The organism is Thermomonospora cellulosilytica (genome assembly GCF_014138835.1).
Taxonomy (GTDB): Bacteria; Actinomycetota; Actinomycetes; order Streptosporangiales; family Streptosporangiaceae; genus Thermomonospora; species Thermomonospora amylolytica.
The window spans coordinates 3,069,399-3,091,659 of record NZ_JACJII010000001.1 but is presented as its reverse complement, the minus strand read 5'-3'; the positions used below and the strand labels follow the sequence as shown (position 1 = coordinate 3,091,659).

At 73.5% G+C, this 22,261-nt stretch carries 19 protein-coding genes; 6 read left to right on the top strand and 13 right to left on the bottom strand.

Translation table 11 applies throughout. The features are described 5' to 3' along the window. Positions 1 to 76 precede the first annotated feature (76 nt). The 5 genes from HNR21_RS14855 to HNR21_RS14840 all read right to left on the bottom strand — a co-directional run bounded on the left by HNR21_RS14855 (position 77) and on the right by HNR21_RS14840 (position 3,351). The gene (locus HNR21_RS14855) at positions 77 to 832 is read right to left on the bottom strand and encodes an energy-coupling factor ABC transporter ATP-binding protein (RefSeq protein ID WP_312881038.1); all 756 of its coding nucleotides are present in this window, start codon (positions 830 to 832) and stop codon (positions 77 to 79) included. After that, a complete protein-coding gene (gene cbiQ / locus HNR21_RS14850; RefSeq protein ID WP_119727626.1) occupies positions 829 to 1,590 on the bottom strand; it encodes a cobalt ECF transporter T component CbiQ in 762 nt (253 codons plus the stop codon). Before cbiQ ends, HNR21_RS14855 begins: the two co-directional genes overlap by 4 nt. Further along, the gene (locus HNR21_RS34700; RefSeq protein ID WP_220500163.1) at positions 1,591 to 1,929 is read right to left on the bottom strand and encodes a PDGLE domain-containing protein; all 339 of its coding nucleotides are present in this window, start codon (positions 1,927 to 1,929) and stop codon (positions 1,591 to 1,593) included. A gap of 3 nt (positions 1,930 to 1,932) precedes the next feature. Continuing rightward, positions 1,933 to 2,628 (bottom strand): energy-coupling factor ABC transporter permease, encoded by a 696-nt coding sequence (locus tag HNR21_RS34695; protein WP_198679414.1) that lies wholly within the window; start codon positions 2,626 to 2,628, stop codon positions 1,933 to 1,935. A gap of 111 nt (positions 2,629 to 2,739) precedes the next feature. Next, positions 2,740 to 3,351, bottom strand: coding sequence for a mycothiol-dependent nitroreductase Rv2466c family protein (locus HNR21_RS14840; protein ID WP_119727625.1), 612 nt, complete (start codon positions 3,349 to 3,351; stop codon positions 2,740 to 2,742). Positions 3,352 to 3,497: 146 nt separating this feature from the next. Between HNR21_RS14840 and pepN the strand changes: the two genes are divergently transcribed. Further along, the gene (gene pepN / locus HNR21_RS14835; RefSeq protein WP_182705686.1) at positions 3,498 to 6,032 is read left to right on the top strand and encodes an aminopeptidase N; all 2,535 of its coding nucleotides are present in this window, start codon (positions 3,498 to 3,500) and stop codon (positions 6,030 to 6,032) included. A gap of 58 nt (positions 6,033 to 6,090) precedes the next feature. On the opposite strand, the gene malQ is transcribed toward pepN, so the two are convergent. Then, positions 6,091 to 8,190 carry a 4-alpha-glucanotransferase gene (gene malQ, locus HNR21_RS14830; RefSeq protein WP_182705685.1) on the bottom strand — a complete coding sequence of 700 codons (2,100 nt, stop codon included), beginning with the start codon at positions 8,188 to 8,190 and terminating at the stop codon, positions 6,091 to 6,093. Positions 8,191 to 8,219: 29 nt separating this feature from the next. Continuing rightward, positions 8,220 to 9,626, bottom strand: a complete 1,407-nt coding sequence (locus HNR21_RS14825) for an amidase (RefSeq protein ID WP_182705684.1) — start codon at positions 9,624 to 9,626, stop codon at positions 8,220 to 8,222. Positions 9,627 to 9,841: 215 nt separating this feature from the next. Here HNR21_RS14825 and HNR21_RS14820 point away from each other — a divergent pair, with 215 nt between their 5' ends. Both HNR21_RS14820 and ilvD read left to right on the top strand, forming a co-directional pair. After that, positions 9,842 to 10,657, top strand: a complete 816-nt coding sequence (locus HNR21_RS14820) for a nuclease-related domain-containing protein (protein WP_182705683.1) — start codon at positions 9,842 to 9,844, stop codon at positions 10,655 to 10,657. 256 nt (positions 10,658 to 10,913) lie between these two features. Continuing rightward, complete coding sequence (ilvD, locus tag HNR21_RS14815; RefSeq protein ID WP_182705682.1) at positions 10,914 to 12,770, top strand: dihydroxy-acid dehydratase; 1,857 nt, start codon at positions 10,914 to 10,916, stop codon at positions 12,768 to 12,770. A gap of 215 nt (positions 12,771 to 12,985) precedes the next feature. Here ilvD and HNR21_RS14810 read toward each other — a convergent pair whose 3' ends face one another. The 4 genes from HNR21_RS14810 to HNR21_RS14795 are packed head-to-tail and all read right to left on the bottom strand — an operon-like array spanning position 12,986 to position 15,346. Next, positions 12,986 to 14,119 carry a phosphatidylinositol-specific phospholipase C1-like protein gene (locus HNR21_RS14810; protein ID WP_182705681.1) on the bottom strand — a complete coding sequence of 378 codons (1,134 nt, stop codon included), beginning with the start codon at positions 14,117 to 14,119 and terminating at the stop codon, positions 12,986 to 12,988. A 45-nt stretch (positions 14,120 to 14,164) separates the two neighbouring features. Next, on the bottom strand, positions 14,165 to 14,527 hold the full coding sequence (locus tag HNR21_RS14805) for a cupin domain-containing protein (protein ID WP_119727619.1): 363 nt from the start codon (positions 14,525 to 14,527) through the stop codon (positions 14,165 to 14,167). Positions 14,528 to 14,585: 58 nt separating this feature from the next. After that, positions 14,586 to 14,810 (bottom strand): FmdB family zinc ribbon protein, encoded by a 225-nt coding sequence (locus HNR21_RS14800; RefSeq protein ID WP_182705680.1) that lies wholly within the window; start codon positions 14,808 to 14,810, stop codon positions 14,586 to 14,588. Between the two features lie 23 nt (positions 14,811 to 14,833). After that, positions 14,834 to 15,346 carry an HNH endonuclease gene (locus tag HNR21_RS14795; RefSeq protein WP_119727618.1) on the bottom strand — a complete coding sequence of 171 codons (513 nt, stop codon included), beginning with the start codon at positions 15,344 to 15,346 and terminating at the stop codon, positions 14,834 to 14,836. A gap of 388 nt (positions 15,347 to 15,734) precedes the next feature. Between HNR21_RS14795 and HNR21_RS14790 the strand changes: the two genes are divergently transcribed. The 3 genes from HNR21_RS14790 to HNR21_RS14780 all read left to right on the top strand — a co-directional run bounded on the left by HNR21_RS14790 (position 15,735) and on the right by HNR21_RS14780 (position 19,667). Beyond that, positions 15,735 to 16,652 carry an SCO4651 family lipoprotein gene (locus HNR21_RS14790; RefSeq protein WP_182705679.1) on the top strand — a complete coding sequence of 306 codons (918 nt, stop codon included), beginning with the start codon at positions 15,735 to 15,737 and terminating at the stop codon, positions 16,650 to 16,652. A 55-nt stretch (positions 16,653 to 16,707) separates the two neighbouring features. Further along, positions 16,708 to 18,807 carry a prolyl oligopeptidase family serine peptidase gene (locus tag HNR21_RS14785; protein ID WP_182705678.1) on the top strand — a complete coding sequence of 700 codons (2,100 nt, stop codon included), beginning with the start codon at positions 16,708 to 16,710 and terminating at the stop codon, positions 18,805 to 18,807. Positions 18,808 to 18,902: 95 nt separating this feature from the next. Continuing rightward, complete coding sequence (locus HNR21_RS14780) at positions 18,903 to 19,667, top strand: class I SAM-dependent methyltransferase (protein WP_312881037.1); 765 nt, start codon at positions 18,903 to 18,905, stop codon at positions 19,665 to 19,667. Positions 19,668 to 19,728: 61 nt separating this feature from the next. Here HNR21_RS14780 and HNR21_RS14775 read toward each other — a convergent pair whose 3' ends face one another. Both HNR21_RS14775 and HNR21_RS14770 read right to left on the bottom strand, forming a co-directional pair. Next, complete coding sequence (locus HNR21_RS14775) at positions 19,729 to 20,322, bottom strand: GNAT family N-acetyltransferase (RefSeq protein WP_119727614.1); 594 nt, start codon at positions 20,320 to 20,322, stop codon at positions 19,729 to 19,731. 1 nt (position 20,323) lies between these two features. After that, complete coding sequence (locus HNR21_RS14770; protein WP_182705676.1) at positions 20,324 to 21,946, bottom strand: NsdA family TPR-like regulatory protein; 1,623 nt, start codon at positions 21,944 to 21,946, stop codon at positions 20,324 to 20,326. Positions 21,947 to 22,261 lie beyond the last annotated feature (315 nt).

The following is a 22,261-nucleotide window of genomic DNA, read 5'->3' as shown; positions in this document are numbered from 1 at the left end:
CCTCCCGAAGTGGATATGAAAACCGTTGCCATTTGCAGCAGGCACGAGCCTAGCGAAGGACGGCGCGAAGGGAGGACTAACGCGAGGCGATGGCGCGGGGATCGAACCCGTACGGCAGCTCCAGCCGGTGGGCGCGCATCAGCGGCTCGTCGGCCAGCAGGTCCAGGGTGGGGCCGTCGGCGACGATCACCCCGCCGGACAGGATCAGCGACCGGGGGCACAGCTCGGCCGCGTACGGCAGGTCATGGGTGACCATCAGCATGGTCACGTCCAGGCCGGTCAGGATCTCGGCCAGCTCGCGGCGCCCGGCCGGGTCGAGGTTGGACGACGGCTCGTCCAGCACCAGGATCTCCGGCTCCATCGCCAGCACGGTCGCCACCGCCACCCGGCGGCGCTGGCCGAAGCTCAGGTGCTGCGGGGGCCGGTCGGCCGCGTGCAGCATGCCGACCTGGGTGAGCGCGCGCTCCACCCGCCGGTCCAGCTCGGCGCCGGTGACGCCCAGGTTGGCCGGGCCGAACGCGACGTCCTCGCGGACCGTGGGCATGAACAGCTGGTCGTCGGGGTCCTGGAAGACGATGCCGACGCGCCGCCGGATCTCCCGCAGGGTCCTGCGGTCCTCGGGGTCGACGGTGAGCCCGCCGACGCGGACGGTGCCCGCTCCCCCGTGCAGGATCCCGTTCAGATGCAGCACGAGGGTGGTCTTGCCCGCCCCGTTGGGGCCCAGCAGGGCGACCCGCTCGCCCCTGCCGATGGTCACGTTCACGCCGAACAGCGCCTGCGTGCCGTCCGGATAGGCGTACGCCAGGCCGCTCACCTCAAGCGAAGGGGTCACCGCACCATCCAAGCACCGGAGGCGACGAGCGCGGCCAGCGCCGGCAGCACGGCGGCGGCCGCCCACTGGGCGCGGGTCGCCGCCGCGTCGTGCAGCACGGGCATCCGGCCCTCGTAGCCGCGGCTGAGCATGGCCAGGTGGACCCGCTCGCCGCGTTCGTAGGAACGCAGGAACAGCGCGCCCGCCGACCGGGCCAGGACCCCGAACGCCCGCACGTCACGGGCCTCGAAGCCGCGAGCGGCGCGGGCCACCTTCATCCGCCGCATCTCCCCCACGATCACGTCGGCGTACCGGACCATGAACGCGGCGATCTGCACCAGCAGGGAGGGCAGCCGGAGCCGTTCCAGCCCCAGCAGGAGCTGCCGCAGCTCGGTGGTGGCGGCCAGCAGGACCGAGGCGGCGGTGCCGAGGCTGGCCTTGGCCAGGACGTTCCACGCCGACCACAGGCCGCTCTCGCTGAGCGCCACGCCCAGCACCTCCACCCGCGGCCCCTGCGCGACGAACGGCAGCAGCACCGCGAACACCACGAACGGGACCTCGATCGCCATGCGCCGCAGCACGAACCCCGCGGGCACCCGGGCGGCCGCCGCGACGGCCGCGAGCAGGACCGCGTAGACGCCGAACGCCCAGACCGCCTCGCGCGGCGTGCTCACCACGGCCAGGACGAACAGCCCGGCCGCGGCCAGCTTGCACTGCGGCGGCAGCCGGTGGACCGGGGTGTCCCCCGGCCGGTGCAGCCGCCGCCCCAGACCGTCCATTCAGCGCTCGGCGGAGGCGCCCGCCGGGGCCTTCTCGTCGCGCCCGTCGCGGCGGCGCACCAGCCAGAACAGGCCGCCGCCGACCGCGGCGGTCAGGCCGACGCCGAGCACGCCGGCCAGCCCGCCGGACAGGCGCTCGTTCTCCACGCCCTTGACGCCGTAGTCGCTCACCGGGGAGTCCGACAGCGCGTGCTCCTTCTCCTGCGCGGCGAAGCCCTTGTCCTCGGCGACCTTGGTGAGCCCGTCGGGGTCGCCGCTGGCGTAATAGCTGAGGACACCGGCCACCACCAGGGCGACCAGGAGGAAGGCGAGCAGGAAGCGCCGGTTGGCGGTCTTCATGGGTCAGGCCTCCGCGGGCTCGGGGGTGCGGATCTCCAGCGGCGCGGCCTGGCCGCGCAGGCCGTGCACCAGGTCGGGGCGGACCGCGGCGACGGTGCCGACCGTGAGCGCGGTGATCACGCCCTCGCCGATGCCGATCAGGACGTGCACGCCCAGCATCGCGGTCAGGACCGCGCCGAGCGGCAGGTCGGCGGTGCCGCCCAGCGCGAACAGCGCCACGAACACCAGCGCCGAGGCGGGCACCGAGGCCAGCGCCCCCAGGAAGGACCCCACGGTGACACCGGTCCGGCGCGGGGCGCTCGCCGGCCACAGCCGGGTGACCAGCCGGAACACCCCGTACCCGACGAGCACCCCGGTGAGCGCCATCAACGTGACGTTGATCCCGTACGCGGTGACGCCGCCGTCGGCGAAGAGCATCTGCACCAGCAGCACCACCGAGATGCACAGCACCCCGGCGTACGGGCCGACCAGGATGGCGGCCAGCGCCCCGCCCATCAGATGGCCGCTGGTGCCGGCCGCCACCGGAAAGTTGATCATCTGGGCGGCGAACACGAACGCCGCGCTCAGCCCGGCCAGCGGGGCGGTGCGGTCGTCCAGTTCGCGGCGGGCGCCGCGCAGGCACACGGCGATGCCCGCCGCCGCCACGACGCCCGCCCCCACCGACACCGGGGCGTCGAAGAACCCGTCAGGTACGTGCACCGCGCCTCATCCTCCTACCCGTCAGACCGGACATGCCGGACAGGCTCAGTCTGCGGGCAGGAGGATGCAGTTGCAAGTCATGTGCAACTAGGCCCCGGTGGCAGCTGCGGCTCAGTCGAAGCTGGGGTCCGCGGTCCGGCTCCGCTTCAGCTCGAAGAAGCCGGGCACCGAGGCCACGGCCAGCACGCCGTCCCACAGCTTCACGGCCTCCTCGCCGCGCGGGATCGGGGTGACCACCGGGCCGAAGAAGGCCACGTCCCCAACGGCGATCACCGGGGTGCCGACCTCCTCGCCGACCCGGTCGATGCCGTCCTTGTGGGAGGCGCGCAGCGCCTCGTCGTACTCGGTCGACTCGGCCGCCGCCGCCAGCTCGGGGTCGAGGCCGGCCGCCTTGAGCGCGTCCTCGATGGTCTCCCGGTCGAACGGGCGCTTCTGGTGGTGCCGCCGGGTGCCCAGCTCGGTGTAGAGATCGCCGAGGACCTGGGGGCCGTACTTCTGCTCGGCGGCGATGCAGACCCGTACCGGGCCCCAGCCCTCGGCGATCAGCTTCTTGTACTTCTCCGGAACGTCCTTGTCCTCGTTGAGCACCGACAGGCTCATGACGTGCCAGCGGGGTTCGATCGGCCGGTGCTTCGCCACCTCGTGGATCCAGCGGGAGGTGATCCACGCCCAGGGGCACAGCGGGTCGAACCAGAAGTCCACGGGGGTGCGGGCCTGCGTCACTGCAGCCTCCAGTCAGGGGTCGGACATTCGTTCATCCCGGACAACCGAAGCACGCGCCCCGCGATTCCCGCCCGCGCTGCAGGGGACACCGGCGACGGCCGGTTGATAGACATGGACGAGCGGTTAACCGACATCAAGGAGTGGATGTGGCAGGCAACCTCACGCGCGACGAGGCGCGGGAACGGGCCCGGCTGCTCGAGGTCGAATCGTACGCGGTGGATCTGGACCTGACGACCGGCGACGAGCGGTTCGGATCCACGACCGTGGTCCGGTTCGGCTGCGGGGAGCCCGGCGCGTCCACCTTCATCGACCTGCACGACGCGGTGGTGCGGGAGGTGGTGCTGAACGGGCGGTCGCTGGACGTGGCCTCCTACGACCCGGCCAAGGGGCGTTTCCCGCTGCCGGACCTGGCCGCGGACAACGAGCTGCGGGTGGTCGCCGACTGCGCCTACTCCCGGTCCGGGGAGGGCCTGCACCGGTTCGTGGACCCGGTGGACCGGCAGGTGTACCTGTACACCCAGTTCGAGACCGCCGACGCGCACCGGATGTACGCCTGTTTCGACCAGCCGGACCTGAAGGCGACCTTCCGGTTGTCGGTCACCGCGCCGGAGGGCTGGGAGGTCGTCACCAACGAGGCGGCCGAGTCTGCGGAGAGGGGCCGCTGGACGTTCGCGCCGACCCCGCGGATCTCCACCTACATCACGGCGCTGGTGGCCGGGCCGTACCACGTGGTCCGCGACGAGTACCGGCGGCCGGACGGGTCGGTGATCCCGCTGGGGGTGTTCTGCCGGGCGTCGCTGGCCGAGCACCTGGACGCCGACGCGATCATCGACGTGACCCGGCAGGGCTTCGCCTTCTTCGAGGAGGTCTTCGCCCGGCCGTACCCGTTCGGCAAGTACGACCAGCTGTTCGTGCCCGAGTTCAACGCGGGCGCGATGGAGAACGCCGGGTGCGTGACGTTCCTGGAGGACTACGTCTTCCGGTCGCGGGTCACCGACGCCGCCTACGAGCGCCGCGCGGAGACGATCCTGCACGAGATGGCGCACATGTGGTTCGGCGACCTGGTCACCATGCGCTGGTGGGACGACCTGTGGCTGAACGAGTCGTTCGCCACCTACATGAGCGTGCTGTGCCAGGCCGAGGCCACCCGCTGGAAGGGCTCGTGGACCACGTTCGCCAACCTGATGAAGGCGTGGGCCTACCGGCAGGACCAGCTCCCCTCCACCCACCCGATCTCCGCCGACATCCCCGACATCCGGGCGGTGGAGGTCAACTTCGACGGCATCACCTACGCCAAGGGCGCCAGCGTCCTCAAGCAGCTCGTCGCCTACGTGGGCCGGGACAACTTCCTGGAGGGCGTGCGGCGCTACTTCGACCGGCACGCGTGGGGCAACACGGTGCTGGCCGACCTGCTGGACGCGCTGGAGGAGACCTCCGGGCGCGACCTGACCTCCTGGTCCAAGGAGTGGCTGGAGACCGCCGAGGTCAACACGCTGCGGCCGGAGTACGAGACCGACGGGGACGGCACGTTCACCTCGTTCGCCGTGCTGCAGGAGGCCAAGCCCGACCACCCGACGCTGCGCTCGCACCGCGTCGCGATCGGCCTGTACGACCGCACCGACCAGGGCATCGTGCGCCGCAGGCGGGTCGAGCTGGACGTGGTGGGCGCCCGCACCGAGGTGCCGGAGCTGGTCGGCGAGCGGCGGCCCGACCTGGTGCTGGTCAACGACGACGACCTGACCTACGCCAAGATCCGCCTGGACGAGCACTCGCAGCGGACCCTGGTGGAGGGCATCGGCGACATCGTGGAGGGGCTGCCGCGGGCGCTGTGCTGGTCGGCGGCCTGGGACATGACCCGCGACGCCGAGATGGCCACCCGCGACTATGTCAAGCTGGTGCTGTCGGGCATCCGCGGGGTCACCGACATCTCGGTGGCGCAGACCCTGCTGCGGCAGGCCCGCACCGCCCTGCAGCAGTACGCCGACCCGGCCTGGCGCACCACCGGTCAGCAGATGATGGCCGACGCGCTGTTCGAGCTGGCCCGCGAGGCCGAGCCGGGCTCGGACTTCCAGCTGTGCTTCGTGCAGGCGTTCGCCGCCGTCGCCACCTCCAACGAGCATCTGGCGTTCGTACGGGGGCTGCTGGAGGGCACCCAGTCGCTGGAGGGCCTGACCGTCGACACCGAGCTGCGCTGGGCGCTGCTGCGGCGGCTGGTGGTGACCGGCGCGGCCGGTCCCGCCGAGATCGACGCCGAGTACGCCCGCGACAGCACGGCCGCCGGGGAGCGGCACGCCGCCGGCTGCAAGGCCGCCATCCCCACCACCGAGGCCAAGGCCGACGCCTGGTCCCGGATCATCGGCGGGGAGCTGCCGAACGCGCTGTTCCGCGCCACGCTGGGCGGGTTCGTCGAGCCCGAGCAGGCCGACCTGCTGACCCCGTACGTGGAGCGGTACTTCGCCGAGGTGGGCCGGATCTGGGCGGAGTGGAGCAGCGACATGGCGCAGACGTTCGCCGAGGTCGCCTACCCGTTCCTGATCATCGACCAGTCCACGGTGGCCCGCACCGACGCCTACCTGGAGGCGGAGAACCCGCCGCCGGCGCTGGCCCGGCTGCTGTCGGAGGGCCGCGACGGCGTGGCCCGCGCCCTGCGCGCCCGCGCCAAGGACGCCTCCGCCGGCTGACGCCCGCCGCGGTTTCCGGCCCGCCGCCCCGCCGGGGCGGCGGGCCGTGCCGTGCCGGTCAGCGGTCGCGCACCGCGGTCAGGGAGCCGCGGATGCGTCCGGCCGGCAGGTCCTCCAGGAGAACGGGCTCTCCCCGGGCGTCGGCCAGCGGGACCCGCCAGTTGGGGTACTCGTGGGAGGTGCCGGGCTGGTTCTGGGTGCGGCGCTCGCCCACCAGGTCGGTGAGGGCCACGCCGAGGAGACGGGCGGGGGTGCGGGCCAGGAACGCGTGCAGGGCGTCGGTGATCTCCTGGTCGTGGTCGGTGGAGCCGGCCGCCAGGGCCTGCACGATCTTGTCGGGGTGGGCGGCCAGCAGGCCCTCCTCGTGCAGCAGGCGCAGCCAGTCGGCGAGCTGGCGGCGGTGGTCGGCGCGCTCCTCGGCGGCGGGGCGGGTGAGCAGGTCCAGCCGGTCGCGCAGCTCGACGTGGTCGCCGTGCAGGTAGCCGGTGATGGGCGGCATGTCGTGGGTGCCGACCGTGGCCAGGGAGGTCTCCCGCCAGTCGGCCGGGCGGCGGGGGCGGCCCTCGGCGTCGCGTTCGAACCACAGCAGGGACGTGCCGAGGACGCCGCGGCTCGCCAGGTCGTCGCGGACGTCGGGTTCGACGGTGCCCAGGTCCTCGCCGATCACCACGGCCCCGGCGCGGGCGGCCTCCCAGACCAGGCAGGACAGCATGGCGTCGCGGTCGTAGCCGACATAGGTGCCGTCCGCCGGGGAGCCGCCCTCGGGCACCCACCACAGGCGGGACACCTGCATGGCGTGGTCCAGGCGCAGGCCGCCGCCGTGCCGGAGGGCGGCGGCGAGCATGGCCCGGTAGGGGCCGTACTCGGCCTCGGCGAGGCGCCCGGGATGCCAGGGCGGCTGGCCCCAGTCCTGGCCGCGCTGGTTGAACTCGTCCGGCGGGGCGCCGACGCTCATGCCCTCGGCGAACAGGTGCCGGTGGATCCAGGAGTCGGCGCTGCCCTGGGCGACCCCCACCGCCAGGTCGTGGACGACGCCGATGGGCATCCCGGCCCGGCGGGCGGCGTCCTGGGCGGCGGCGAGCTGCTCGTCCACCTGCCACTGCAGCCACAGGTGGAAGTCGACCCGCGGGGCCAGGCGCTCGCGGGCGGCGGCGACGGCCGGGCTCTGCGGGTTCCGCAGCTCGGCGGGCCAGCGCCGCCAGTCGGGGCCGTGCTCCTCGGCCAGCGCGCACCAGGTGGCGAACGCGGTCAGCGCCTCGCCCTCGCGTTCCTTGAAGCGGTCGAACGCCCGTTGCCGTCCGGTGCCGCGGGGCCGGCGGTGGAGCAGTTCCAGGGCGGTGCGCTTGAGGGTCCAGATCCGGTCCCGGTCGATCTCGTCGAGGGTGCGGACGCTCCGGCGCACGGGGGCCGACAGGGACTCGACGCGGGCCCGGTCGGCGTCGGGCAGCGCCGCGTACTCCGGGATCTCCTCGATCCGCAGGTAGATCGGCGCGGCGAAGCGGCGGCTCATCGGCGAGTACGGGGACGGGTTGATCGGCGCCGCGGGCTCGGTCGCGTGCATCGGGTTGACCAGCACGAACCCCGCCCCGAGCTCGCGCGCCCCCCAGGCTGCCAGGTCCGCCAGGTCCCGCAGGTCGCCCATGCCCCAGGACGCGCGGGACCGCACCGAGTACAGCTGGGTCATCAGCCCCCACGCGCGGGGGACGTCCTCGAGCCGGTTGGGGGCGACCAGGAGGGCCGCCTCCTCCTCGTGCGCCTGCTCGTGGGACCCGCGCCTGGCCCGCAGCCGGTGCCAGCCGTACGGGGTGTCGTCGGGGAGCCTGCGGCGGCCGAGCAGCACCAGCGTCTCACCGCCGTCCAGGGTCACCGTCAGCTCGACGCCGTCACCGGGAACGGGGAGCTCGTCGTCGCCCGGCGGGCCCGCGGCCCCGGGCTTGCGGTAGACGACCACCGGGGGCAGCAGCCGGGTGCGGCGGCGTTCCTCCAGGCCGGCCAGGGCGTCCCGGACGGCGGCGGGGGTGGAGGCGTCCACGCCGAGCGCGCCCAGCACCGCCACGATGGTGTCCGGAGGGACGGCCGCCCTGCGTCCCCGCCAGTCGATGTACTCGGTCCCGACCCGATGCGCCCGGGCCAGCCTGATCAGTTGCTCGTCCGCCACGGCTTATGACATGCCCGCCGGGGGCCGCCTCAGCCGTACCAGATCTCCGGACGGCGGTCCCGCCACGGCCGGGCGGCCTCGAGCTGGGCGGACAGGGAGATCAGCGTGCCCTCCCCGCCGAGCCGCCCGGCGATCATCACGCCGATCGGCAGGCCGGCGTCGTTCCAGTACAGCGGGACGTTGACGGCGGGCTGGCCGGACAGGTTGTAGGCGGCCGCGAACGGGGTGAAGTGGTGCTGGCGCCGTAGGTTCTCCGCCGGGTCGGCCTCGTGGAAGTGGCCGATGGGCACGGGCGGCGCCGCCAGGGTGGGCGACAGGATCGCGTCGAAGGCGTCCATCGCCGCGAACGCCCTGCGCAGGGCGCCCTGGATGCGGGCGTGCGCCCGCATCAGCGCGGTGCCGGTGACGCGGCGGCCCCGTTCGCGCAGCCACCGGGTGAACGGCTGGAGCCGTTCCTCGTCGGCGGGGTCCACCGGGTCGAGGGTCGCCAGGACCGTCCACAGGGTCTCGAAGTCGGCCGCCAGTTCGGGGCCGAACAGCGGCGGCGCGTCCACCATCTCGTGCCCCAGCTCCTCCAGCAGGGCGGAGGCGTCCTCGAACGCCGCCGCGCAGTCGGGGTGGATCTTGGCGTCGGGGACCATCGGGTCGATGCGGCGGGCGATCCGCAGCCGCCCGGGGTCCCGGTCGGCGCAGGCCAGGAAGGATCCCGGCGGCGGGGGCGCGGCGAACAGGTCCCCGTGGAACGGGCCCCGCATGGCGTCCAGCAGGGCCGCGGCGTCGCGCACGGTGCGGGCGATGGGCCCGTCGGTGACCAGGCCGAACAGGTCGGGCGCGGCGGGGCCGCGGGAGATCCGGCCGCGGGTCGGTTTGATCCCGAACACCCCGCAGGCCGAGGCGGGGATGCGGACGGACCCGCCGCCGTCGCTGCCGTGCGCCGCCGGAACCAGCCCGGCGGCGACCGCGGCGGCCGCCCCGCCGCTGGACCCGCCGGCCGACCGGGTGAGGTCCCAGGGCGTCCTGGTCGGGGGCGACACGGCCGATTCGGTGTAGCAGGTCAGCCCGAACTCGGGGGTCGCGGTCTTGCCGAGCGGCACCGCGCCGGCCGCGCGCAGCCTGGTCACCACGAGGTCGTCGGCGTCGGCGACCCGGTCGGCGCACACCGCCGACCCGCAGGTCGTGCGCATGCCGCGCACCGCGGTCAGGTCCTTGATCGCGACCGGGACCCCGTGCAGCGGCGGGACGTCCTCCCTCCGCCGCGCCGCCCGTCCGGCCTCCGCCACGGCCTGCTCGGCGGCCACCGTGACGAACGCCCCCACCCGCGGGTCCAGCCGTTCGATGCGCGCCAGGCAGTGCTCGACGAGCGTCACCGGGGACAGCTCTCCGGCCCGGACGGCGGCGGCCTGCTCCAACGCGGTCAGCTCGTGGATCGGGGTCACACCGGAACGCTAGAGGGACCCCGCCGGGCGATCAAAGTCAGGGTGATGGCACCGTTAGAGATGAACGGAAAACTACCCTTCGGCGCAAGGTTCAACCGGACAGATCCGGCGACAAAACTATGGATGCGGCACCACTAGTCGCCCGAACGGCGCGATCACTACCCTCCGCGCAGAGGATCATGCCTCCCCGTCCGAAAGGAACACGGAGAGTCACCATGGCGACCATGGAGCGGGGCAAGCCCGGCCGGTCCGAGGACCGGCCCGAAGGCCACCCCACCGAAAGCACGCTCGGCGGAACCGGCGGACGGCCCCCGCGTCTCCCGCGCCCCCCTGCCGACCTGCGCAACGATCCACGGGTGCGCCTGTGGGGCATGCGGCTGGCGGCGGCCGTCGTCCTCGGCATCCTGTTCACCATCGCGGCCGGCTGGCGGATCGGCCTCGGCGCCGCGGTGCTCACCGTCGTGGCCGACGTCTACCGCCGGTCCCGCTCCCACACCGAGGTCGCCGCCTGGGGCAAGTCGGCGGCGGCCGAACGGCGCACCGAACGGCAGCTGCGGTCGCTGGCCAAGAACGGCTACCGCATCCTGCACGCCCGCGCCGTCCCGCTGGACGACCAGGGCGTCAGCGACGGCAAGATCGACCATCTGGTGGTCGGCCCCAGCGGCGTGTACGCCATCGACTCCGAGAAGTGGGACAAGCGGCTGCCGGTCCGCACCCTGTCGCACCGCAAGCTGTTCCACGGCCCGTTCAACAAGAAGGACCGGCTCGACGAGGCCCGCTGGGAGGCCGAGCAGGCCAGCAAGCGGCTGTCGGCCAAGGTCGGCTTCGAGGTGCCGGTGCAGGCCTCGGTGGCGATCTACGGCCCGTCCATCCCGTGGAAGGTGATGCGGGTCCGCGACGTGGACGTGTACGCCGGCAACCGGGCGCGCGCCTACCTGCGCCGCCGTCCCCGGATCCTCACCGAGGAGGACGTGCAGCGGATCTACGAGGCCGCCGAGGAGGCCCTGCCGCCGAAGTACCCCACCAAGTAGGCGGCGGACGGGCGCCCCGGGCCGCCGCGGCGGCCCGGGGCGCCGGCCGTTCACGGGCGGGCCGCGGGCGCGCGTGCGGCGGGGCGGCGGGTAGCATCGAACGGACCGGCCGCACGAGACCTCTGGTGGGCCGGGTTCAGCGCCGCGATCCGCCGCTGCCGCCACATCCCAGGCCCCGGTCAGGCCGGCCGTCCCACCCGCGACGCGCGGACCTACGATCGGGGGCACCGCCGACGAAGGTTTGGAGAGGTCCCCAATGCCACCGCTCAGGTCACGCACCGTCACGCACGGCAGGAACATGGCGGGCGCCCGCGCCCTCCTGCGCGCCACCGGGGTGGCGCGCGAGGACTTCGGCAAGCCGATCGTCGCGGTGGCCAACAGCTTCACCCAGTTCGTGCCCGGTCACGTCCACCTGCGCGAGGTCGGCGAGGTGGTGGCCGAGGCGGTGCGCGAGGCCGGCGGGGTGCCGCGCGAGTTCAACACCATCGCGGTCGACGACGGCATCGCGATGGGCCACGAGGGCATGCTGTACTCGCTGCCGTCCCGGGAGCTGATCGCCGACGCGGTCGAGTACATGGTGCAGGCGCACCGCGCCGACGCGCTGGTCTGCCTGTCCAACTGCGACAAGATCACCCCGGGGATGCTGCTGGCGGCGCTGCGGCTGAACATCCCGACCGTGTTCGTCTCCGGCGGGCCGATGGAGGCCGGCAAGCCGGTGAGCGGGATCGCCGGCGGGCACAAGCTGGACCTGATCGACCCGATGATCGCCTCCGCCGACGAGTCGGTCTCCGACGCCACGCTGGCGGAGATGGAGGAGAACGCCTGCCCGACCTGCGGCTCCTGCTCGGGCATGTTCACCGCCAACTCGATGAACTGCCTGACCGAGGCGATCGGGCTGGCGCTGCCGGGCAACGGCACCATCCTGGCCACCCACACCGCCCGCAAGAGGCTGTTCCAGGACGCCGGCCGCCGGGTCGTGGAGATCGCCAGGCGGTACTACGACGAGGACGACTCCTCGGTGCTGCCGCTGAGCATCGCCACCCGCGACGCGTTCGAGAACGCGATGGCGCTGGACGTGGCGATGGGCGGCTCCACCAACACGATCCTGCACCTGCTGGCCGCCGCCACCGAGGCGGGCGTGGACTTCGGCCTCAAGGAGATCGACGAGCTGTCCCGCCGGGTGCCGTGCATCTGCAAGGTCGCCCCGGCCACCGCCAAGTACCACATCGAGGACGTGCACCGGGCCGGCGGCATCCCCGCCCTGCTGGGCGAGCTGGACCGGGCCGGGCTGCTGCACCGGGACGTGCACACCGTCCACTCGGCGACGCTCGGCGAGTTCCTCGCCAAGTGGGATGTCCGCTCCCCCGACGCACTCCCCGAGGCCCGCGAGCTGTGGCACGCCGCCCCCGGCGGGGTCCGCACCACCCGGGCCTACAGCCAGTCGGCCCGCTGGGAGGAGCTGGACCTGGACCGCGAGCAGGGCTGCATCCGCGACGTCGAGCACGCCTACACCAAGGACGGGGGCCTGGCCGTCCTGTACGGCAACATCGCCCCCGACGGCGCCATCGTGAAGACCGCCGGCGTCGACGAGGAGCTGTGGACCTTCACCGGCCCCGCCGTGGTCTTCGAGAGCCAGGAGGAGGCCGTGGAGGGCATCCTCGGCGGCAGGGTGAAGGAGGGCGACGTCGTCGTCATCCGCTACGAGGGCCCCAAGGGCGGCCCCGGCATGCAGGAGATGCTCTACCCGACGTCGTTCCTCAAGGGCCGCGGCCTCGGCAAGGCCTGCGCCCTGATCACCGACGGCCGCTTCTCCGGCGGCACCTCGGGCCTGTCCATCGGCCACGCCTCCCCCGAGGCCGCCGCCGGCGGCGTCATCGCCCTGGTCGAGAACGGCGACCGCATCGTCATCGACATCCCCCGCCGTTCCCTCGAACTCGACGTCCCCGCCGACGAACTGGCCGCCCGCCGCGAGAGGCTCCTGGCCGAGCTGGGCCGCTACCGCCCCCGCGACCGCAACCGCCCCGTCAGCACCGCCCTGCAGGCCTACGCCGCCATGGCGACGTCGGCCTCCACGGGCGCAGCCCGCGACCTCACCCAACTGTCCGGCAACTGAGCGCGGTCCGGGCACCGCAGCCGACGCCGCTGGAGCGAGCCCCCAGGCGAGCGGAAGCGGCGGCGGCGAGGATGCCCGGATCCGCGTGCGGGGGGCGTGGGGGGTCGTCCCCCCACCCAAAACACGCGCCGCCGTGAGGGGCTCACGGCGGCGCGGACCGTCGGGGAGGACGTGGGGGGGTGTCCCCGCGATGCGGGGGCTTAATCGTCTGCGGGCTATGGGGTTGTGATCGTGCAGGTGGCGGGGGCGGTCACGGGGTTGCAGCGGGCGGCGGCGCCGTTCGGCAGGGAGACGTGGTAGTCGGTGCCCCAGCGGGCGGACATGCCGGGGGCGGGGTAGTCGGTGCTGACCCACTGGGCGCCGCTGGCGAGGGCGGCGTCGCGGCGGGCGGTGTCGCCGGAGCGGGCCTCGAGGGTGTCGGCGTCGGCGCGGGTGCGGACCAGGTAGCCCTGGGCGACGAGGTCGCGGATGGCGGGGGCGGGGTCGTTCCGCTTGACGAAGGCGGCGTCGGGGCGGCCGGGTTCGGAGCTGGTGAACATCAGGCGGCCCTCCAGGCTGGGGTTGCCCTCGACGTAGCGGTCGCGGTGGACGCCGGTGTTGTCCATCAGGAACATGACCTTGCCGCGCGACTCGGCGAGGGTGGGCCAGCCGCCCTCCCGGACGGACTGCTCGAGGGTCCGGCCGGGGTCGCGGACGGTGTCGGGGGTGATCAGGTCGCCGGCGGCGAACACCGAGCGGATCTCCTGCTCGACGGCGAGGATGCGATCCCGGGTCCAGGTCACCAGGGGGACGGACAGGTCGCCGACCGGGAGGGAGTCCTTGAACTCCAGCAGGATCGCGACGGGGACGTGGCCGGGGTCGGCGCGGGACCAGTCGCGCACGGCGGCCAGGCAGTCGACGAGCTTGAGGCAGTTGCTGCGGTAGTCCAGCCCGGCGACGTGCAGGACCTTGGTGCCGGGCTCGCGCATGCGGGGGTCGTACTCGGCGGGCTGGCCGGTCAGGGTGCGGATGAGGGGGCGGGCGTACATGCCGCCGTTGGGGTCGGCGTACAGGTCGAGCTCGATCTGCCGGACCCGCTGCCCGGCGAGCTGCTCGCCGAGCGGGCGGTGGCTGTACTGCCAGGCTCCGGCCTGGTCTCCGGCGAACAGGGAGACCAGCGCGAACTCACGGGCGCTGGGCTCCAGGTGGTAGCTGTTGTGGCTGCCGACGACCTGGATCTGGTTGAGGCGAAGCTCGGTGTCGGCGCCGGCCGGGACGCCCGGCCAGACGGCGACGGCGGTCAGCGCGGTGCCGGCCAGGACGGCGGCACGACGGCGGAACGAGGCGGGGGACGGGGGGCGGATCCTCATGAACGTGAGAAAAACTCACCTCCGCCGCCCCGTCAACCGCCTCGATCATTCGTCCCGGTGAACGGTGGACGGCGAGAAGGCGGGCACGCAGACCGCGATGTACTCGGCGCCCTCGGGCCCGGGCGAGCTGTAGCGGATCCACTCGCCCGGACGGGTGTGCACGGCCTGCCCGGCGCGCACCTCCAGCACCCCGTTCTCGTGCTCGACGGTCAGCGCGCCGCGCAGCACGACCGTGTACTCGTCGAACTCGGGCCGCTGCCCGGGCTCGGACCAGCCGGACGGGCTGCGCATGTGCGCGATGCTCAGCCCGCCCTCACCGGTGTTGACCCTGCCGACGTACTCGTCGATCGTCTTGGGCGGCTCCCCCGCGGCGGTCACCCGCGACGGCTTGTCGATCAGTTCAGGCATGCCGTCAAGCATGCCCGAACCGCGCGCGAGGGGCGTCGGGGGGACGCCCCAGCATGAATCACGCGCAGCAGCCGCCTCCGCAGCAGCCACCACCGCCGCCGCCGGACGGGCCGGGCGACGGGGCGGACCCCGTGCCGCGGCCGGTGACGGCGACGGTGGACAGCAGCTTGACCGTGTCGTCGTGGCCGGCGGGGCAGGTGGCGGGCGCGGACGCCTCGCTCATGGGGCGGGACACCTCGAAGGTGGACCCGCAGGCACGGCAGCGGAAGTCGTAACGTGGCACGCCGTCCAGGATAATCCGCCCGGTCAGGCCGCCGACTGCGTCACGTACGGCGCCCACTGCGGGTCGCCGCTCTCCCCCGCCGCGCCGATCAGCCGCCAGTGCACCCCGCGCGGCACCACCGGGGTCACGTTCAGCACCCAGCCGAGCTCCTCCAGCAGCTTGTCGGCCTTGCGGTGGTTGCAGGCCGAGCAGGAGGCGACGCAGTTCTCCCAGGTGTGCTTGCCACCGCGGCTGCGCGGGATCACGTGGTCGATGGTCTCGGCCCGGTGCCCGCAGTAGGCGCAGCGGTAGTTGTCGCGCCGCATCAGCGCCGCCCGGGTCAGCGGCACCCGGGTGCGGTACGGAATGCGCACGTAGCGCCGGAGCCGGATCACCGACGGGACGTCGATCGACATCGTGGCCGAATGCAGCACCGCGCCGGTGGCGTCGTGGTGGACGATCTCGGCCTTGTCCCGCAGGACCAGGCACACCGCCCGCCGCAGCGGGAGCGTCGTGAGTGGTTCGTAGGACGCGTTGAGCAGGAGGACCTGGCGCATCACACGCCCTCCGCCCCATGCGTTCCGATCGCCTCGGCGTATGCGCTCCCGCGTCTGCTACGCCGAGGCTCGAGTATGGACTCCGGCACCTGCGCACCCGTCATGTGGGCCTCCCCAGGGGCGATCGAGCTGAAAACAGTGTGGCTGCTGATCCGGGCTTCCCGCTACCCCATAAATTCCCCGAAAGCGGCAGCCCCTCCACCTGGCGGCCCGTTGATACCAACTCGTCACCTGCACGCGGCCCCATCGTCCCCGGGCCCTTCCGGATCCGTCATTTCCGTGCCGCCCGCAGTGGCCGGGATCGGCCATCACCTGCGTACCGCCGCCTGGAACGTCCGATCCGGTTGGTACGTTTCGTCCGCACATTTCAGCGATCATGAGGATCAGGATGCGTTTCGCACGTTCGGTGGCCCTGTCCGCCGCCGCCATGCTCGTGTTCACCGGCTGCGGGTCGGAAGGCGACCCGCAGGCCGGGGACAATCCCGGGAGCGGTTCCGGGAACGGCTCCTCCGCCGCCCCCGCCCGCACCGGCCCGCTGTCGCTCCCCCAGCTAGCCGAGTCGGTCGACGTCCAGCTGGCGGCGAAGAAGTCGGTCAAGGTGACCGTGTCCCAGGACGGCGCGCCCGCGACGGTCACGGTCTCCACCCGCAACGGCGCCCCCGAACTGGCGCTGCAGATACCGCCGGACGAGAACGGCGGCGCGGTGCACGTCCTGCGCCTGCGGGACGGCCTCTATGTCATGGAGGAAACCGGCGGCAAGCCGTGGGTGAAGTTCCCCACCGGCAGCAGGAACCCCCAGGGCCAGATCTCCGCGGCGATGCTCGGGCTGGCGGAGGCCATGATCCGCACCTCCCAGCAGAAGGAGCTGCTGACCGCCGGCGGCGTCATCGCCGGGCAGGTCCCCGAGAAGGTCGGCTCGGTCGACACCACCCACTACACGGTGCGGGTCGACGTCGCCAAGGCCGTGGAGAAGATCGACCGCAAGGCGTTCGTGACCCGGCACTGGGCCCTGGTGCAGGACATCGCGACCGGGAACCGGCTGGCCGGGGCGCAGCAGCCCGCCACCGTCACCGACGCGCAGGCCGACGACCTGGCCCGCCGGTTCGCCAGGGCGATGGGCGGCAAGCCGGCCCGCTACGAGTTCTGGGTCGACGCGCAGGGCGTCCCGCACAAGTACACGGTGACCTTCCCCGCCCGCAAGGACACCAAGGCGACCCTCACCTTCGCCGAGTGGGGCACCGCGCAGATCACCCCGCCGCCCGCCGGCCAGGTGACCGTCGCCTCCGACCAGCCGCTGGGCGGCTGACCGGCCTGGCGCGGCGTGGCCGCCGCCGGTGCGAAGGGCGCATAAGGTTCGTTTCATGAGCCGCCCGCAGTACCCGCCCGCGCCGCGCCAGGACATCGTCGACGACCTGCACGGTCACCGGATCCCCGACCCGTACCGATGGCTGGAGGACCCCGCCTCGCCGGAGACCAAGAGCTGGCTGGCGGCGCAGGACGAGCTGCTGCGTTCCGTGCTGGAGGGCCTGCCGGGCCGGGACCGGCTGCGCGGGCGGATCGCCGAGCTGCTGCGGGCGGGCGGGGTGGGCCCCCCGATCTGGCGCGGCGAGCGCCGGTTCTTCACCCGCCGCACCGCCGACCAGGAGCACGCCGTCCTCTACACGGTCGACCCGGACGGCGCCGAACGGGTGCTGATCGACCCGATGGAGATCAACCCGGACGGCACCACGACCCTGGACTCCTGGCAGCCGGACCTGGAGGGCCGGCTGCTGGCGTACATGATCTCGCACGGCGGCGACGAGGAGTCGCTGCTGTACGTGCTGGACGTGGCCACCGGCGAGCGGATCGAGGGGCCGATCGACCGGACCCGGCACTCCCCGATCGCCTGGCTGCCCGCCCGCGACGGCGAGCCGCCTGCGTTCTACTACGTCCGCCGGCTGCCGCCGGGCGCGGTGCCCGAGGACGAGACCCAGTACCACCGGCGTGTCTACCTGCACCGGGTGGGCGCCGACCCGGAGACCGAGGACGTGCTGGTCTTCGGCGAGGGGATGGACAAGACCAACTACTACTCGGTCGCGGTCAGCCGGGACGGCCGCTGGCTGACGGTGTCGGCGTCGCAGGGCACCGCGCCGCGCAACGACCTGTGGATCGCCGACCTGGCGGAGTCCGCCCCGCAGGCGCCCGCGCTCAAGCCCGTCCAGGTCGGGGTGGACGCCGAGACCTGGCTGTACGTCCGCAACGGCCGGTGCTACGTGTCCACCGACCGGGACGCGCCGCGCGGGCGGCTGTGCGTCACCGATCCGCAGACGCCCGAGTACGAGTCCTGGCGGGAGCTGATCGGCGAGGATCCCGAGGCGGTGCTGACCGACTACGCGGTCCTGGACGGCCCCGAACTGGACCGGCCGCTGCTGCTGGCGGGCTGGACCCGGCACGCGATCAGCGAGATCACCGTGCACGACCTGGAGACCGGGGAACGCCTCGGCCAGGTGCCCGTCCCGGGTCTCGGCTCGATCGGCGGGCTGGTGACGCGGCCGGAGGGCGGCCACGAGGTGTGGTTCTCCTACACCGACAACACGCATCCGGTGTCGATCCGCCGATACGACGCGCTGACCGGACAGACCTCGCTGTGGGCGTCGGCGCCCGGCACCGTCGACGTGCCCGAGGTGGAGACCCGGCAGATCACCTACACCTCCTACGACGGCACGCAGGTGCGGATGCTGGTGATCGCCGCGCCCGGCGACCACGGCCCGCGCCCGACGATCCTGTACGGGTACGGCGGCTTCAACATCTCGCTCACCCCGGCCTACTCGGCGAGCGTGCTGGCGTGGGCGGAGGCGGGCGGCGTGTACGCCATCGCCAACCTGCGGGGCGGCTCGGAGGAGGGCGAGGAGTGGCACCGCGCCGGGATGCGCGACCGCAAGCAGAACGTCTTCGACGACTTCCACGCCGCCGCCGAGAAGCTGATCGCCGACGGCTGGACCACCCGCGAGAAGCTCGGCGTCTCGGGCGGCTCCAACGGCGGGCTGCTGGTGGGCGCGGCCATCACCCAGCGCCCCGACCTGTACGCGGCGGCGGTCTGCTCGGCCCCGCTGCTGGACATGGTCCGGTACGAGAGGTTCGGGCTCGGGCAGACCTGGAACGACGAGTACGGGTCCGCCGAGATCCCCGAGGAGCTGGAGTGGCTGCTGGCCTACTCCCCGTACCACCACGTGCGGGAGGGGGTGGCGTACCCGGCGACGCTGTTCACGGTGTTCGACGGGGACACCCGGGTGGATCCGCTGCACGCCCGCAAGATGTGCGCCGCGATGCAGCACGCCACGGCCTCCGACGCGCCGGTGCTGCTGCGCAACGAGACCGAGGTCGGGCACGCCGGCCGGGCGGTGAGCCGTACGGTGAACCTGGCGGCCGACACCCTGTCGTTCCTGGCCGCCCACACCGGGCTGAGGCTCGACGGAGCGTGAGAGCTGGGTCACATTCCGGGCGGAATGCTCACCACGTCCATGGCAGACGGTGATCCAATGAGGGGATGAGCGTGACGGCCGTTGCAGGAGGCGGCGTGTACGAGCGGGTTCGCGGGCTGCTGGCCGCCCCGCCCGCCGAGCCCGACACGTCCGCCGGTTACCTGGATCTGCTGGGCCCCTCCGACGAGCCCGCGCCGACGCCCGCCCAGCGGGTGATGCAGTCGGCGTTCCTGCCGCACATCTACGAGCGGGTGTGGCGGCCGGTCGGCTTCAACCTGGCCAAGGGCTGGCCGGCCGGGCCGGACACCGCCGAGGAGAACGAGCTGGCGCGGAGCTGGCTGGCGCTGGGCCGCCCCGCCGACCCGCGCAAGCCGGACGCAACGGTGCTGGACGTGGCCTGCGGCCCGGGCAACGTGACCCGTGCCCTGGCCGAGGGCGTGGGCCCCGGCGGCCTGGTGGTCGGCCTGGACGCCTCCCGCACCATGCTGGCCCGCGCCGTGGCCGAGCCCGCCCCCGCCACGGTCGGCTACGTGCGGGGCAACGCGGTGACCCTCCCGTTCGCCGATGACGCGTTCGACGCCGTGTGCTGCTTCGGCGGCCTCTACCTGTTCGACGACCCGTGGTCGGCCCTCGACCACATGACCCGCGTGCTCAAGCCCGGCGGCCGGATCGCCGTCCTCACCTCCCGGCGCCCGAACCTGCCGCTGCTGGGCACCGGCACCGAGCTGGCCGGCCGTCTCACGGGACTGCGGGTCTTCGGCGACCGGGAGCTGGCCGCCGCCCTGGAGGACCGCGGCTTCCGCCAGATCAGGCACCGCCGCCTGCCCCTGATGCAGTTCGTGGGCGGACGTCTGGGCTGACCCGCCCCTGGGAAGGAGGCGGGTCGCACCCCCGCACCGGACCGCGCCGCCGGTGCGGGGGTCAGTCCAGGGTCTTCTCGAAGTAGACGTTGGTGATGCCGCCGATGGGCTCGCGGCGGGTCTCGCGCCAGCCGGCCCGCCGGTAGAGGCGCATCGCGGGCTCCTGGAGGTCGGTGGTGTCGCAGTGCAGGGTGCGGTAGCCGAGTTCGACGGAACGTTCCTCCAGGGCGGCCACGATGGCCGAGCCGTAGCCGCGGCGGCGGACCTGGGCGTCGACCCGCAGGCGGACCATCTCGGCGGTGTCGGTCCTGGGCGGCAGGCCGATGGCGTAGCCGCCGTGGGCGCGGGTGACGCCGGTGGCGATGATGTCGGCGCGGCGCAGGCCGCCCATCGCGACGACCCGGCCGCCCAGCTCGCCGACCACGAACTCGCCGGTGCGGCGCAGGTAGATGTCCTCGATCTGGAACAGGTCGTACTCGTAGTAGACGCCGTCGCCGGGACGCAGCCCCACCTGGGCCAGGCCCTGGCGGTGCAGGTCGAGGACCGCGGCGTGGTCGCGGGGGGTGTAGCGGCGGATCAGCAGGCCGCCGAACCGCCAGACGGGCGGGTCGTGGTGGTGGCGCACCAGTGTGGCGTCGCCCTCGAGCGCCGACATCTCACACCTGCTCGGCGGGGTCGGTGCGGCGGGCGGGGGCGCTGGTCGCCGGAGCCGACAGCGCCTCGCGGAAGCCGCGCAGCCGTTCGATCTCGCCGTGCCGGGCGGCCACCGCGGCGCCGACCTGGCGGGCGCGGTGCACCAGGATGTCGGACCGGTGCTCGGCGGGCAGCTCGGTGATCGCGTCCTGGGCGACGTCCAGCGCCGCGTCGGCGTCGCCGGCGTGCAGCCGGCAGATGGCGCGGTCCAGCCGCACCAGGGTCAGGTCCACCCAGTCGGTCGGCGCGTACAGGGTCAGCGCCCGGCTGAGGACCTCGTCGCCGGCCCTGTGGTCGCCCAGGTTGGTGAACGTGTCGCCCTCGTAGAACGCCATCTGCCGTTCGGTGAAGCCGAACGCCAGGTCGCTGGTGTGCGCCTTGGAGAGCTGGTCGAACACCGACCGGCCGCGGACCAGGGCGCGGCGCGCGCCGGGCGCGGCGTCCGACCGCCCCCGCATGGCCAGCAGGCCCAGCGCCCGCGCCTCCACCGCGGGCGCCATCGCCGCCGCCACGCTGGGCGCCCGCCCGGCCAGGTCCTGGGCCTTGCGGGCCAGGTGCAGCGCCTCGCGGGGGTCGCCGTAGTACATCGGCACCAGCGCCTCGCGGACCGTCACCCAGGCGCGCAGCGCCCGGTCGCCGGTCTCGTCGGCGGCGGTGCTGGCGGTGCGGAAGAACGACCGGGCCAGCCGGTGGTCGCCCAGGTTGATCATGATCAGCCCGCTCAGCCCGGCCAGCTGGGCGGCGATCCGGCACAGCCGCTCCTGCAGTTCGACCGGCTGCCGCTGGGCGCACATCCGGCGCACCTCGCTGAAGTCCAGCAGCACGTCGCACAGCATCCGCAGCGACGGGGTGGCCTGGTAGAGCCGGCCGTACCCCAGGGTGGTCTCCTCCCACTGGTCCAGCATGGTGGGCGAGACCGTGGCGCTCACCAGGGTGTCGTCCATCCTGCGGCGCAGATGGTCCACCGCGCCGAGGAACTCGCCGTCCAGCGCCACGCCCGCCCCGGCCAGCAACTGCAGCAGCGTTCTGCGAAGCACCGCGTCCTCCTCTCCGACATCGGCCGACAGCGGGCCGTCGGCCCCGCGGCGGTCGACAGTGATCCACTGACGGTCGTCCGGCATCGGCACGACCACGTTCCCGACCAGGGGCTCGGGTTCCTCCCGAGGACGGGGGACGGGCGCCGGCCCGTCGGCCGGCCGGTGGGCGTGCGTCCGCCCGCAGATGCACGGGCCCTGGCAGCCCAGCTCGTCCGGTTCGGCCCGGTAGACGGCGCACAGGTAGTGCAGGTACGCCGGGCCGGGCCGCTTGTGGCCGCTCTCGTAGGCCGACAGCAGCGTCTCGCCGAGCTTGGGCGGCGGCTTGCCCTCCAGCTCGTACAGCGCCCTGACCTGGGCGACGATGTCCGACAGCGCCACCCCGAGGGCGAGCCGGCGGGCCTTGATCCGGGTGGTGCCGAACAGCGGCCCGCACTGTTCGTGGATGTCGGCGGCGATCTGGGCCGGCGTGCGCCCGCGGGCGAGGCCGTGCGCGCGGACCCGGCGGGCGATGTCGGTCTCTGTGGGGGCGTCCCCCCGGCGTTCCGGCATGCCTAGGGCCTCCTCACCTGCGAGGCGGTGCGTTCCGCCCCGGGTGTGCGCACCCGGGGCGAGACCGGTCCTCCCCTGTGGTCCGGCGCACTTTCCGGGCGAAAGCTGACGTTCTGGCCACGACTGATGACATCGCGCACACGCAGCGTAACCCTCGTACCCTTACAGGCCAACCCATTCCCAGGAAACGGGATAGGGCACGGCGAGTCCTCCACGCCCCGGGTAGAGATTTGTCCTCCGGAGTTGGATGAACCTATCCCCGCGGTCTGCATTTCCACGCCTCGCGATGGGGCGGGACGCTTGACCCGCCCCGGT